This is a genomic window from Enterococcus sp. DIV1208, from assembly GCF_050530455.1.
Lineage (GTDB): Bacteria > Bacillota > Bacilli > Lactobacillales > Enterococcaceae > Enterococcus_B > Enterococcus_B hirae.
On record NZ_CP172887.1, the window covers coordinates 2,157,810 to 2,171,004 of the forward strand.

Genomic DNA, 13,195 nt, shown 5'->3' on the forward strand with positions numbered 1-13,195 from the left:
CTTAAAGTTAAATTTTATTCTAGGCTTTTTTCTTGTCATTTATTTTAATTATTTTTTACTTCTTCTGCTTTCTTAAAATCGCATGTGTCAATGTTTCAGAAAAATTGATCTTCAATTCTTTGCCTAATTTATCTGCCCATTTAGGAATAGACACATTTTTACGTTCTCTCTTTTCCATGTCCAGATACTCTTTTATATTAACTGAAACAAGCGTGACAAATAAATACTCTTTATTGTATGTATTTGTCTACTCAAAAGGAAAAGAGTTTTCTACATTAATATTATTTATACTTGAGCTAGACGGCAATTTATTTTCTTCCTCAATATAATAAGACAATTGTAGCCCAAGATAGTCACTAGCCATCTGTATACCGTCGTTTATATCATTTGCTTGTGTTCCGTTCCCATCAATATGTACCTCTTTCGATTATTTATTTTTAGGTCATTGGTATGGAATGCTGTCTTTTTACCAATAACAATTATACTCTATCTATTTACTTCTCTATAAAATACAAATAAAGTACCTAAAAAACTAAAGAGACACTGGTTCATTATACAAAAAAAAAACGTAACAAGTAGTAAAGTACTACCTATCACGCTTTTAAGATTCGTTTTAATCAGACACATGGCGGATCCTGCTTAGTGCTGCTTCCTTCCAGATCTGACACGCTTCACAAGCCCGCCATTGTCCTAGCCTTTCGGCAAATAATAGTATACCTGATTTTTTTTTATTTGGCTAGCCTTTTTTTAATTTCTTTTTTCTTAAGCGCAACTCTCTAAAAAAATCCGTTAAAAGTTGGCCACATTCCGTTTCCAAAACGCCTCCTACTACATGGGCTTGGTGGTTAAAGCGTTCATCTGTCAACAAGTTCATTAATGTTCCCGCTGTTCCGCCCTTTGGATCATACGCACCGAAGTATACTTCTTTGACTCGAGATAAAATCATCGCACCGCTACACATAGGACAAGGCTCGAGTGTCACATATAATTGGGCTTCTTCTAAACGCCAACTTCCAACATTTTGACAAGCTTCACGGATCGCAATCATTTCCGCATGCGTGGTTGCATCTTGCGTGGTTTCTCTTAAATTGTAGCCTCTTCCAATGATTTCATCATTTAAAACAACAATCGCTCCAATTGGTACTTCCGCTAATTGTTGGGCTTTCTGAGCTTCTTCAATGGCTAACCGCATCCATTTTTCATGTTTTTCATTATCGATTTCCTTCATTTCCAATCGATCCCCTACTTTTCATTTTCTTGCTTAACTTTAGCATAAGACAAAAAGGTTGTAACTAGCTTTTTGTCTTATGGTAAAATAAAACTTGAGGTGACTTTGATGGACTTGACAAAACTGATAACACTTTATCCTAATGCACAGAAAAAAAATTCTCCTGCTTCCGATAAAGGAATTCTCTCTTTAGCAATTGATGATTATTTTTTATGGATCGATCAATCGACGATTTCGACACAAGAAACAAATATTTTGAAAGCGTTATTCCCTGTAGCTACTGTCGAAGATAATCATCCGTGGTATCATTATCTATTTGAAAATAAACCGCTAGTAGCAGAAGAAAGCTTTCGCATGATTCAATTTCACATTGATCCAAGAGGAGAATTTCTTAAGCGCCAATGGCAAGAAACAATCGGTGAAATGTTTTTCCACTTAGAAGATTTTTTCTTTTATACAGAAACCGATGCTGTACTGATTGAAAAAAAATATCCTAGTTATCTAGAAATTTCTGAGCTAAGAGGTATTTTTCTTTCATTAGATGCAGACTTTGAAATTACTACCCAAGTATTTATTGGCTCATTTCATTTGCCTTCTCCCAATTTTTCAGAACTGTTTTTTGAAGAGCGGAAAATATTTTTTGAAGAAAAAAAGCACTTTGCTTTACATGGTGGCGCAATCTCATTATCGGAGGTGGCTTTACATCATTATACAAAAGGAACAATGAACAACAATCAGTTAATTGCAAGTTATCAGGAGATGGTCAAACGGACAGAAATGGAAGAGATCATTTCAGTGTTATGGAAAAATTTAGGTAATATTAGTTCGACAGCTAAATCACTCTTTCTTCATCGAAATACATTGAAATACAAAATCGAAAAATTCCAAGAACAAACTGGGTTCAACTTAAAAGAAGCAAATGATTTACTGTTTTGTCATTTGCTCTTACTGCAAGAACAAACACATTGAACACAAAAAGCGAAAGTATTCGTTCATGAGACAAACCAATAATGTTTGTCCCATTTTCTAATACTTTCGCTCTTTTTGTACTTTTAACTTTACTTTTTTTGTTGCATCACATGATTTTATCAACGTAATGGAGTAAACGGTCTTTCACATCTTCCGTTGATCCTTTTAGAGAATCTCCGTAGACAGAAATTTTCTTTTTGCCTGACTTGATCTTCGCCAGGATTCCCATCAAAGAATCTAAATCACTATCCGATAAATGTTCAACGATATCTAGTAGTTTTTCGTTTCCATCAAATGTCTCATTAACGAACTTTTTTACTTTTGCCCGGTTCGTCAAATGATGGATTTTTTCAATGACTTTTCCCGAAACAACTACTGCTGTCGCTACGCTTGCTGCTGCTGCGACACCTAATCCAATTGTTACTTTTGTTGATGTTTTCATCATTATCAGCTCCTTTTATCTATATTAATCATAGCATAGATAAAAAGATAAACGAACTATTTACCCTTTTTCACTTTCAAAATCGCCGAAAGATAAAACGCTACCACCAATTTTTCTGATCATCTATATGAAAGGACGCTTCAGCATCGTTTCATCCATTTACTTAGGGGAATATTCAATATTTGTTAATACTTCAGGCAAGTTCTCTTCCAACTCAGCCAATTTATTCCAAATCAATGTCATTGTTTCAAAAAATTCATGAGAAGATCGATCTGAGTTCAAACTGCCTAATGCATTGAGCCAAAGTAATTCTAATAAGTAAGGCTCTTTGATCCCAGTATGTTCTTTGACATATTCTGAAAACGCACGTTTAAATAAGGAAGCCATATCTAACTCAGACTTAATCACTACTCCACGAATGCTTTCATGGATTGAAAAGAACTCTTTTAGTAGATGGACGATACTGAAGAAATCATCAATGACATATTCTGATAAATAGCGATCAAAACAGATCGTTATTTCTTCAAGTATTTTTTCTTTTAATATACGTATTGATTTAAAGTGGGCATAAATCGGATAAGTGGAACAGCCACAAAAAGAAGCTAAACTCCTAGCTGTTATCTTTGATAAGCCATTTTCTTCAGCATATACCATACTTTTAAAGAGTAAATACTCTTTGCTAAAATTTGTTACTCTACTCATACAATTCTTCCTTTCTCACTTTTGATCATTTTTTTTTAAAAAGACATTATTTTTAGTCATCTCTAAATTAAAGGCATTATTATTTAGAGAACAGTACTAATCCCCCATTAAAAATAACAACATAACATCAAAAAAATATATTTAGGTACAATTTCAACAAGAAGCTTATTTTATTAATAACTTTCTTCAGTACTCAAAACCCAACATAACAAAATCAGCTAAATAACAATGTTTTTGTTATATAAATTGATTATTTAATCTGTTATAACTTGACAAAATGAGCGAAAAAAACAACAATAGAATAAACGATTGTTATATACCATTTAAATAACAACATGTACATACAACAACTACTACTATGTGAGAATAACATACATTAAAAACTCTTTCCACTCACAGTTTATGTCCTCCCATGGACAAAAAATAAAAGGAAAAGGAGCAACTTATGTTAACGGACGCAAAAAAGAAAGAATTGTTAGTATTCTATACCATTGTTCAAACCAATAAATGTTCCTTACGTGAATTATCTCAGGTTCTATCAATCCCTAAGAGAACGATCAAAGAAATCATCCGCAAATTAAACGGGACTATTTTTCAACAACTAAGTATCCCTAGATTCATTTACTCAACTGCCAAAGGCGAATTGAAATTAGATTCACAACATAAAGATGAAAAAATGGCGATCTTTCATTATATAAAATTGTTTTTCCTACGCGAATCAAATCGTTTTAATTTTTTATTGTTACTTTTTGATTCGCCACACAGCCGTGTTTCAAAAAAAATATTACTGGAAAAGTTGTACATATCTCCTTCTTATTTAGAAAAACTAACTAATCAATTAAACAAATCACTTAAAAAGTTCCATCTGCAAATCATCTCTCGCCAAAATTGTTACATTTTGAAAGGCGATGAATTATCGATTAGAATTTATATGTATTTCTTTTTTTCTGATGCTTTTCAGGGGATTGATTGGCCTTTGACAAATATGAAACTTTCCCAAGTAAAGCATACTCATTTATCCAATGAGCTTTTGATGACCAAGAAAACATCAAAGATACAAGAAAAAGTTTACTTATTAGTGGCAATCTTTTTAATGCGATCTGCTCATCATCAATTACCAGATGCTAGCCTCTTAGAAAGCTATGAAACAATGAAAATTTTAACTTCTACAAAAGATTTTAGCGGCGAATTGAAAAAACAATTGTCCCAATCCTTGCCTGAAAGTCTTGTCCAAAATGAAGTACTATACTTTAATTTTTTACTTTGCTATTTTTTTCCTAACCTCATTCCCGAACAACAAAAAACACTCTTTGGCTATGAGTTTTCTAAAAGTAATCATTCGCTTTGTCGACAAGTTTCTTTTCTGATCAAAAAAATAGCTGAGTCATTCCCTTCGATATCTGCTGGTGAAAAGAAATATTATTACCATTATTTGATTATGATGCTGACGACGTTTATTTTTTTATTCCAAGAAAAAATCGATTACTTCCATGCACTTTATTATCCTTCTGAAAATATGAAAATCGATGCCTCGGATCAACGATTAAAAAAAATACAAATGATCATCGCTGACACGTTTACTTCTCAACCAAGCCAAAATTTACTGCACGAACATCTTAGTCGCCTGATCTATACACTTTTAAAATCGGAAGAAAATAAAAAATTAGCGATACATCTACAAATAAGCAAGGTCTTTTCGGGAAACTACCACATCGAAAAATTATTAAAAAATATTTTTAATCATCAGTTTTTACAAATCACCGAAAACCCTGAAGAAGCCGATTTAATCGTCACTGATTGGTTCGATACCCAACAACAAACGGCAGATATCTTTTATCTTGACCCTGAACGTGAAGATGAACTTTGGCTCCATTTATTCCATCTGATACAAAGACTCCACCAAAAATAATCCTTTTGTTTCCTTAAGCTGGAAAATAGCTGAAACAAGCCAAAAAAGTATAGGACAACCTGTTGTCCTATACTTAACTATTATCTTGATAGATAGCCCTATCTTATTCAACTCTTTGCGTTTGAACCAGGTCAAAGCGGTTTAACGATGATTACTTACGATTTTTCATTGCTAGTAAGGACCTTAATAATGTCCCATGTACTAGTCTCTACGATTACCACCGAATAATAAGATCAAACGAAGCAATTGTAAGAAAGTGGCAAGTGCTGCAGCTACGTATGTCAATGCTGCGGCAAAGAGTACGTGTCTAGCCATTGGTACTTCTTCTGCTGTCAGAAGACCACCTTCGCTTAGAATTTGAATGGCTCGTCTGGATGCATTAAATTCGACTGGTAATGTAACTAGCTGAAACAAAAGCGCAAGTGAAAAAGCAAAAATACCGATGTTGATCAATGTATCATTCCAGCTCAGTAAAACACCAATCAAAATCAATGGAAATGAAATCATCGAACCAAAATTAGCCACTGGAACCAGTGCGGCACGAATCTTTAGTGGCGCATAACCAACAGCATCTTGTACCGCATGCCCACATTCATGGGCAGCAACACCAATTGCAGCTACCGAAGTAGACTGTGCCGTTGCTTGTGATAAGCTCAACATTTTATTTCCTGAATTATAATTATCGGTCAAATCTCCTGCAATTTGTTGGACACCGACATCATTAATTTGTTGACTTTGTAAAATGTATTGCGCTGCTTGAGTACCCGTCACGTTATTCTTACTTCTGATTTTGTCATATTTACGAAAAGTACTGTTCACATAAGCTGAGGCAATACCGGAAATAACTAATCCGATGATCACTAACAAAAATGTAGGATCAAAAAAGCCATACATGCCATATCCATACATGATAAATCCACTCCTTTTTATTTTAACTTATTTTACCATGAGTGATCTAAAAAGAAGGTGAAAATACCTTGAGTGTATTAGAGTTTTTTAACAAATTCTGATTTTAATTTCATCGGTCCAAATCCATCGACTTTACAATCAATGTTATGGTCGCCTTCCACTAGACGAATATTTTTCACTTTTGTTCCTTGTTTGATGGCACCAGATGCACCTTTCACTTTTAAATCTTTGATCACTGTCACACTATCGCCTTCTGCCAAAGGATTACCATTAGCATCAAGAACGATCAAGCCATCTACTTGGTCCTGTTCTTCATTTGTCCATTCATTTGCACATTCAGGACAAATAAATAATCCTCGATCTTCGTAAGTGTATTCAGAGCCACATTGTGGGCAGTTTGGTAATGTCATCTTCTTTCTCCTTTAAAAATAGCGTTGAGCATTATTGTAACGGATAACGTGTCTTTTGAAAAGAGAGACTTGTGATTTTTAAAACAAAGTTTAGTAAAAATCCTTTTTACAACGAACAACTCTCTCTTCTAAAATAGTTACTATCTTTGATACGCATGACAAATCTCTTTGATTTCGTCATAAATTTCTGCCACTTCCGCTAAATCTTTCGCACTTGCGCCACTTGCGAGCGGGTGGCCACCACCATGATGCTTTTTCGCTAATTCATTAATGATCGGGCCTTTCGAACGTAACCGTACACGGTAATATCCTTCAGGTTGTTGCACAAAGATTCCCCAAGCTAATACCTCATCAATGACACCAGGCAAGGAAACAACAGCTGCTGTTTCAGAATCATCAATTCCGTATTGCGAAAGGAGTTCTTGTGATAAAATCACTTTTCCTGCGCCATTTTCATCAACCTGGATATTTTGGTATAAATAACCTGAAAGTTTAGCAACTTTCATCGGCATTTGTTCAATTTCACGATTCAATGCACTGGCATCAAAAGGATAACGTCTTAAATCTGCTGCAATTTCCAACGTCCTGGCGGTTGTAGCTGGATATAGGAAGCGTCCTGTATCTCCTACAATCCCAGCATAAAGCAAACGCGCTGCACTAGTATTCAACGTTAACTCATTTGGAAACATGAGGGCAAACTCCGTAATCATCTCACTACAACTGCTGGCTTTCGTATCGACCCAGACCAGATCACCATACGGTTCATCATTTGGATGATGATCAATTTTTATTAATTTCTCACCTAACTTAAAACGATCATCACTGATTCTAGGTGCATTTGCTGTATCAGTGACGATGACCAAAGCTTCTTCATACACTTGATCATCAACTATTTGCATTTCTGCTAAAAAGCGCAAGCCCTCCACAGTTTCCCCGACTTGGTAAATTTCTTTTTGAGGAAACGTTGCTCTTAAAATCTCTGCTAAACCTACTTGAGAACCTAAAGCATCTGGGTCAGGACGTTGATGTCGATGGATGATGATTCGATCATATGTTTTTATTTCTGCTAAAATTTCAGATTGGACAGTCATTATTTCCCTGCTTTCTATGAACGTTCCATTACTTGGCAAACAACGATTGCCTTGGAAACGATCGTATTTTCGATATATACTTCAATGTCTAGTTTGGCTGATCTCCGACCAATTTCAAGCACTCTTGGACGAATATCCAATTCGCTTTCAAGTTGGATTAAACGTAGATAATGGAGACTCATCTGTTCGATCATGATATTTCTGCGTTGATTTAATACCATGGTTTTTTGTGCAACATCAGAAAGGATCTCACTTAATACACCAAATGAAATCGTACCGACCCCATTGACCATTTGAGGGGTAACCATAAATTTAAACTTTGGATTTGCCAAAAGATTCCCGTCTCGGTCTCGATCGATCGTTTGGATTCCTCCTGAGATTTGGTCAGAGATCGTATCTGCAATTTGCGGTTGTCGCTGAACTAACTGCATGGCTTTCATCACATCTTGCCGAGTAATCAGCCCTTCAAGTGTCAAATCATCCGAAACGACTGGCATGACTTCTAAACCATCCCAGATCATTTGATGGCTGACAGAAGCAACACTCATGTTTTTTTTCACACTGATCGGGTCTTTTGTCATGACCCGCTCAATTACTTGTGTATCTGCTTTACCAAGTACATCTTTAGCAGTAATAATTCCCATCAAGCGCATGTGACGGTTCACTACTGGAAATCGTGAATGGTGCGTTTCCTCTGATAGTTTTTGATAATCGGCGATCGTATCTGTTTGTAGCAGGTAGTGTGTCTTTTCTGCTGACATATAGATATCACTGACAAGCATAATGTCTTTTTTAATCAATTGATCACTCAAAGCACGGTTGATCATCGTTGCTACGGTAAAGGTATCATAAGTCGTACGAAGAATCGGCATCGCTAATTCGTCTGCTAAGCGAGCAATCTCGGGGGTAGTGTCAAATCCACCAGTAATCAGCACGGCGGCTCCATCTTCTAAAGCTAATTTTTGAACTTCCGAGCGGTTACCGACGATCATCAGTGATCCTGGTGTGATATAGCGTTCCATCGCATGTTTCGTCATCGCACCGATCACAAATTTATTCAATACTTTGTCTAATCCTGTTGCACCTCCCAATACATCTCCTTCAATGATCCTGACGACTTCCCCAAACGTCAGTCGTTCAATATGTTTTTTCAATTTCCGCTCAATCCGGATTGTTCCGACACGTTGGATCGTTGAAACTAATCCGATATTTTCAGCATCCTTGATGGCACGATAGGCCGTTCCTTCACTTACGTTTAATTCTTTTGCTATACTTCTGACTGAAATACGATTTCCAACCGGTAAGCTTTCGATATATTCTAAAATCAAGTCATGTTTCGTCGCCATATCTTTAACCTACACTTCTAGCGTTTCAGAAACGCTCATTATTTTTCCTTCGTTCCCTGCCAACTTCTCAATAAATAGTTGAGGATCTTGTTGGATAACAGGAAATGTATTGTAATGGATAGGAACGACTAGCTTAGCGCCAATCCGTTTTGCTGCTCTCGCTGCATCTTCTGGTCCCATTGTAAAATTATCACCAATTGGTAAAAAGGCAACGTCAATGGTAAATTGTTCGGCAAGTAAAGCCAAATCACTAAAATCAGCGGTATCTCCTGCGTGATAGATCGTTTTTCCTTCCGCTTGGATCACAATCCCACTAGGTTCGCCCATATAAAGCGGTGTGCCAGCTACCTCATAACTTGAGCTGTGCTGAGCAGGAACAAATTTTACGATCCCAAATGGAAATTCATATTTTCCACCAATATTCATCCCATGTCCTTTGGCACCTAACTGTTCCGCATAATTGGTAATCTCAACAATGCTGATAATCGTTGCATCATTTTGTTTAGCAATCGGCACCATGTCTCCTACATGATCGTTGTGCCCATGAGTAACTAAAACCCAGTCTACTTCTACCTTATCCACTGTTAAATCTGTTAACGGATTGCCTGTAATAAACGGGTCGATAATCAAGCGTTCACCATTTTTCATTTCGATCGACACACATGAATGTCCGTGATAAGTAATTTTCACTTTTCTCACTCCTTTTACTTTCTTTCATACATTAAATAAACCGATTTCATTTAGAGAATAATCCTAAATAATAGTACAGTACATACGTAATCATTGTAACAGATAATACAGTTTGTACCAAGTGGCAAATCAGCTCAAACCACTCTAAGTACGCTACTCCACTAACTCTGCATACGTAAAAGGAACTATTTTTTCGAAGTCTGTTCTAGCGATCTTAATGCTTCTGCCAATTTCGCCACTTGACATGACCAACACTTGATTTTCTTTGAAAGACGCATCAACTAAAAAAAGATAATCTGGGTGTTTAAGATAAATGCCGATCGGTGTATTTGCACCATGTGGATAACCAGTAGATGCCATCACAAAATCCATTCCGGGAAAACCGACTTTGTGATCACCAGAAATTTTCCTGGTTTTTTTGTAATCTAAATGTTCCGACAATGGAACAACGGCAATGATTACACCTGTTTTATCCCCTTTCAAAACTAATGTTTTACAAACACTGTTTTGATCAATCTGTTTTTGCTTGAGTATTTTTTGAAAATCATTCAATTCTGTCTGATTAAATGTCAGAGCTTCGTAAGAAATTCTTTCTTTTTCTAAATATTCTTCTACTTTTGTTTTCATCTACTATCTTCCTTCCATTTCCTTCTCTTTTATTTTACAAAAAAATAGAAAAAAAAGAACGAGCAAGAACTTTGGTTCAACTGATACAAAAAATGGTATGGAAAAGTCACCTCTTTAAAAGATTACGACCTTTTCCACACCATTATTGTTTCAATTATTTTTTGCCTCTACGTTGTGTTGCTTCCATGATCACTGGTAAAATCACTGGACGACGTTTTGTTTGTTCAAATAGGTAGCGTCCTAATTGATCTCGAATGTCTTGTTTTAATTTACTCCACTCAAAGTCGTTACTTTCCAAGTGTTTTTCCACGATTTCTTCGATCATCGTCCCACTTTCTTTCATCAAGTCACGACTAGCTTTGACATAAACGAAACCGCGAGATGTGATTTGTGGTTTTGAGACGATTTTCTTTTCACGGCGACTAATAGTAACTACAGCTACAAAAATACCATCTTCTGACAAGATTTTACGGTCACGTAACACAATATTACCAATATCACCAATTCCTAAACCATCGATCATCACATTTTCAGCACTGATCGTTCCAGCGACACTCATCCGTTTATTTTTATATTCCAACACATCACCACGTCCTGTGATGTAAATGTTTTTGTAAGGGATCCCGACGGCATGAGCTAAATCAGCATGAGCAGCTAATTCACGATATTCACCTTGAACAGGAATAAAATAAGTTGGTCTCATCAAATTAAGCATCAACTGAAGATCGTTAGGGTTCGCATGTCCAGACACTCGCATGTTTTCAGAGATCAATTTGACCGTACCACCTGCACGATAAATGATATCTTCTGTTTTAGCTACCATCGTTTCCATCGCAATACTTGGAGTAGTTGTGATATAGACTAAGTCGCCTTCTTCGATTTTGATATTACGGTGGGTTTTATTGGCCATTTTTTGCAATGACTTAATTGGTTCACCCATCCGTCCAGTTTCTAAAATGATGATTTCTTCTGGTTTGTATTTCTTCATGTCCTTCAAGGTCACAAGCAAATCTTCACTCGGAAGTTGTAGTTTTTCCAGACGCATTGCTGTTCGAATAATCCGTTCAAAATCTTGCCCTGTCAATACTACTTTTCTTTGTGCCTTTTCGGCTGCATCCAAGACTTGTTGAACCCGCTGTAGATTACTTGCCACACAAGCAACGATGATTCTACCTTCCCAATACTTGATCGTATCGAAGACTTCATCCGCAATCTGCAGCTCTGATGCTACAGGAACTGAGTTTTCAGCGTTCGCTGATTCACTAAGTAATGCCAATACGCCTTCTTTACCGATTTCTGCCAAACGAGCATAATCAGTTTGATACATTGGAATAGCTGTCTGATCGAATTTAAAATCGCCTGTGTAAACGATACTGCCCTCTTTGGTTTTCAAGTTGATCCCGACTGAGTCTGGAATCGTGTGGGTGGTTCGGAAAAAGCTGACGATCGTCTCGCCAAAATCAATCTCCGTGTGTTCATCGACTACATGGAAATCTTTGAAACCTTTTGCTGCATCATTTCGTCCCACACTCAATTTAGCAAGCTCGATCGTTAACTCGGTTCCAAATACTGGTACAGAGAGCTTAGAAAGTAAATAAGGTAACGCTCCGATCGCATCTGCATGTCCATGTGTCAAAAAGACTCCCGCTACCCGATCAATGTTTTCTTCCAGATACGTAAAGTCAGGAATGACTACATCAATACCTAACAATTCGTTTTCAGGATATTTTAAACCACAGTCTAAAACAAAAATATCTTCTCCCACTTCAGCGATGTACATATTTTTTCCATTTTCACGTACGCCGCCTAAAGGGATAATTTTAATGGTACTCACAAATTTCACCTCTTCTTATGATGTCCAAGTTTAAAGACATCGATTCTCTTCTTTAACTAAATAGATGATTCATCTCAATGAGCAACTCACAAAATTTTAGCTGACTTCTTCTATTGCTTAGCAAGAAAAAGCAGCTGATTGACAGTCCTCTTGTTTATCTTCTGCCATTTTTGAATAAGTTTCATTAAAGCGATGAATCGATTATTTTTAACACAAAAGTCGAAAACAATGGATTCGACTACTCCCCATCATTATACAACAAATTAGATAAATCGCTAGCATCTGCTATTCTCAAGAAAAAAAGCCTGGTTTTATAAAGCACAACCAATCTTGCCTCAAATCATTGATTAAAACAGTCTCAATTTAACAAACTGTCTACTTTTATCCGTTCTTCTGTTACAAACATACTCCGTCTATTTTACCATATTTTTAGGAATAACTATAGTAGGATTTTCGATCTCAATAAAGGCTTTCTTACTACCAATCACTTCAAAGCTCTATTAAGTTCATTGACTTATAATTATACTTATTATAATTCGAGAGAGTACATCAACAGATTTGCTGGAACGCATACTAAAAAAAGACGGTAGAATCGGTATCGTGGCGCACCTCAAAAGTTCGTTTACTAACTATAAGAGGTGCAAAACACAATAAACCAAATCTATCGTCTTTTACAATCAATCTTCCTTAAGAACTCGCTTTGGACAAAACCAGAGGATCATTCTCAAAGTTTTAACCAAACTTCTCTTTTGGAGAAACTATTTTTTATCATCTTTTTTGGAGAATTTTTCTTTGACATCTTCAAAGCCTTCTTTGATATCATCGCCTAAATTACGAGCTTTTTCTTTGATATCAGCACCAAGTGATTGTGCTTTTCCTTCAGCTTCTTTGCTTTTATCATCTGTTGCTTTACCGTAAGCTTCTTTTCCTTTACCAACTACTTTGTCTTTTGCATCTTCAGAACGTCCTTTTAAATCTGCCATCTTAATTCCTCCCTTAAATTTCTCATTTCTAACTATCTAACTATTATCAGGGTAT

General features: G+C 36.2%; 14 protein-coding genes and 1 other RNA gene. 2 read left to right on the top strand and 13 right to left on the bottom strand.

Features of this window, described 5'->3' with window-relative positions:
- Window positions 1-55: 55 nt before the first annotated feature.
- The 3 genes from IGK91_RS09940 to tadA all read right to left on the bottom strand — a co-directional run bounded on the left by IGK91_RS09940 (window position 56) and on the right by tadA (window position 1,228).
- A complete protein-coding gene (locus IGK91_RS09940) occupies window positions 56-178 on the bottom strand; it encodes a hypothetical protein (RefSeq protein WP_256734524.1) in 123 nt (40 codons plus the stop codon).
- 433 nt (window positions 179-611) lie between these two features.
- An RNA gene (ffs, locus tag IGK91_RS09945) (signal recognition particle sRNA small type) lies at window positions 612-696 on the bottom strand.
- 40 nt (window positions 697-736) lie between these two features.
- The gene (gene tadA / locus IGK91_RS09950) at window positions 737-1,228 is read right to left on the bottom strand and encodes a tRNA adenosine(34) deaminase TadA (protein ID WP_010720731.1); all 492 of its coding nucleotides are present in this window, start codon (window positions 1,226-1,228) and stop codon (window positions 737-739) included.
- Window positions 1,229-1,336: 108 nt separating this feature from the next.
- On the opposite strand from tadA, the gene IGK91_RS09955 reads away from it, so the two are divergent.
- Window positions 1,337-2,197, top strand: coding sequence for a helix-turn-helix domain-containing protein (locus IGK91_RS09955; RefSeq protein ID WP_010737194.1), 861 nt, complete (start codon window positions 1,337-1,339; stop codon window positions 2,195-2,197).
- Window positions 2,198-2,303: 106 nt separating this feature from the next.
- Here the strand turns inward: IGK91_RS09955 and IGK91_RS09960 are convergent, their stop codons facing one another.
- Window positions 2,304-2,639, bottom strand: a complete 336-nt coding sequence (locus tag IGK91_RS09960; RefSeq protein WP_010737193.1) for a hypothetical protein — start codon at window positions 2,637-2,639, stop codon at window positions 2,304-2,306.
- 159 nt (window positions 2,640-2,798) lie between these two features.
- The gene (locus tag IGK91_RS09965; protein ID WP_010720734.1) at window positions 2,799-3,341 is read right to left on the bottom strand and encodes a hypothetical protein; all 543 of its coding nucleotides are present in this window, start codon (window positions 3,339-3,341) and stop codon (window positions 2,799-2,801) included.
- 445 nt (window positions 3,342-3,786) lie between these two features.
- Between IGK91_RS09965 and IGK91_RS09970 the strand changes: the two genes are divergently transcribed.
- On the top strand, window positions 3,787-5,250 hold the full coding sequence (locus IGK91_RS09970; protein WP_010737192.1) for a helix-turn-helix domain-containing protein: 1,464 nt from the start codon (window positions 3,787-3,789) through the stop codon (window positions 5,248-5,250).
- Window positions 5,251-5,451: 201 nt separating this feature from the next.
- On the opposite strand, the gene IGK91_RS09975 is transcribed toward IGK91_RS09970, so the two are convergent.
- From IGK91_RS09975 to IGK91_RS10010, 8 genes are all read right to left on the bottom strand, one after another.
- Window positions 5,452-6,159 (bottom strand): zinc metallopeptidase, encoded by a 708-nt coding sequence (locus tag IGK91_RS09975; RefSeq protein WP_010720736.1) that lies wholly within the window; start codon window positions 6,157-6,159, stop codon window positions 5,452-5,454.
- A gap of 77 nt (window positions 6,160-6,236) precedes the next feature.
- Window positions 6,237-6,569 (bottom strand): zinc ribbon domain-containing protein YjdM, encoded by a 333-nt coding sequence (locus tag IGK91_RS09980; protein WP_010720737.1) that lies wholly within the window; start codon window positions 6,567-6,569, stop codon window positions 6,237-6,239.
- Between the two features lie 140 nt (window positions 6,570-6,709).
- The gene (locus tag IGK91_RS09985) at window positions 6,710-7,660 is read right to left on the bottom strand and encodes a DHH family phosphoesterase (protein WP_081123350.1); all 951 of its coding nucleotides are present in this window, start codon (window positions 7,658-7,660) and stop codon (window positions 6,710-6,712) included.
- Window positions 7,661-7,674: 14 nt separating this feature from the next.
- Window positions 7,675-9,006 (bottom strand): DRTGG domain-containing protein, encoded by a 1,332-nt coding sequence (locus tag IGK91_RS09990; RefSeq protein ID WP_081123351.1) that lies wholly within the window; start codon window positions 9,004-9,006, stop codon window positions 7,675-7,677.
- Between the two features lie 9 nt (window positions 9,007-9,015).
- A complete protein-coding gene (locus IGK91_RS09995) occupies window positions 9,016-9,696 on the bottom strand; it encodes a metal-dependent hydrolase (protein ID WP_010720740.1) in 681 nt (226 codons plus the stop codon).
- A gap of 153 nt (window positions 9,697-9,849) precedes the next feature.
- Entirely contained in the window at window positions 9,850-10,323 is a 474-nt protein-coding gene (locus IGK91_RS10000) for a YbaK/EbsC family protein (protein WP_430605296.1), read from the bottom strand.
- A 154-nt stretch (window positions 10,324-10,477) separates the two neighbouring features.
- On the bottom strand, window positions 10,478-12,157 hold the full coding sequence (locus IGK91_RS10005) for a ribonuclease J (RefSeq protein WP_010720742.1): 1,680 nt from the start codon (window positions 12,155-12,157) through the stop codon (window positions 10,478-10,480).
- A gap of 758 nt (window positions 12,158-12,915) precedes the next feature.
- Complete coding sequence (locus IGK91_RS10010; RefSeq protein ID WP_010720743.1) at window positions 12,916-13,140, bottom strand: CsbD family protein; 225 nt, start codon at window positions 13,138-13,140, stop codon at window positions 12,916-12,918.
- Between the last annotated feature and the right edge of the window lie 55 nt (window positions 13,141-13,195).

Bases quoted from the DNA above. Each gene is read 5' to 3' on its own strand.
- IGK91_RS09940 (WP_256734524.1), bottom strand. From the start codon at position 178: ATGGAAAAGAGAGAACGTAAAAATGTGTCTATTCCTAAATGGGCAGAT.
- tadA (WP_010720731.1), bottom strand. From the start codon at position 1,228: ATGAAGGAAATCGATAATGAAAAACATGAAAAATGGATGCGGTTAGCC.
- IGK91_RS09955 (WP_010737194.1), top strand. From the start codon at position 1,337: ATGGACTTGACAAAACTGATAACACTTTATCCTAATGCACAGAAAAAA.
- IGK91_RS09960 (WP_010737193.1), bottom strand. From the start codon at position 2,639: ATGAAAACATCAACAAAAGTAACAATTGGATTAGGTGTCGCAGCAGCA.
- IGK91_RS09965 (WP_010720734.1), bottom strand. From the start codon at position 3,341: ATGAGTAGAGTAACAAATTTTAGCAAAGAGTATTTACTCTTTAAAAGT.
- IGK91_RS09970 (WP_010737192.1), top strand. From the start codon at position 3,787: ATGTTAACGGACGCAAAAAAGAAAGAATTGTTAGTATTCTATACCATT.
- IGK91_RS09975 (WP_010720736.1), bottom strand. From the start codon at position 6,159: ATGTATGGATATGGCATGTATGGCTTTTTTGATCCTACATTTTTGTTA.
- IGK91_RS09980 (WP_010720737.1), bottom strand. From the start codon at position 6,569: ATGACATTACCAAACTGCCCACAATGTGGCTCTGAATACACTTACGAA.
- IGK91_RS09985 (WP_081123350.1), bottom strand. From the start codon at position 7,660: ATGACTGTCCAATCTGAAATTTTAGCAGAAATAAAAACATATGATCGA.
- IGK91_RS09990 (WP_081123351.1), bottom strand. From the start codon at position 9,006: ATGGCGACGAAACATGACTTGATTTTAGAATATATCGAAAGCTTACCG.
- IGK91_RS10000 (WP_430605296.1), bottom strand. From the start codon at position 10,323: ATGAAAACAAAAGTAGAAGAATATTTAGAAAAAGAAAGAATTTCTTAC.
- IGK91_RS10010 (WP_010720743.1), bottom strand. From the start codon at position 13,140: ATGGCAGATTTAAAAGGACGTTCTGAAGATGCAAAAGACAAAGTAGTT.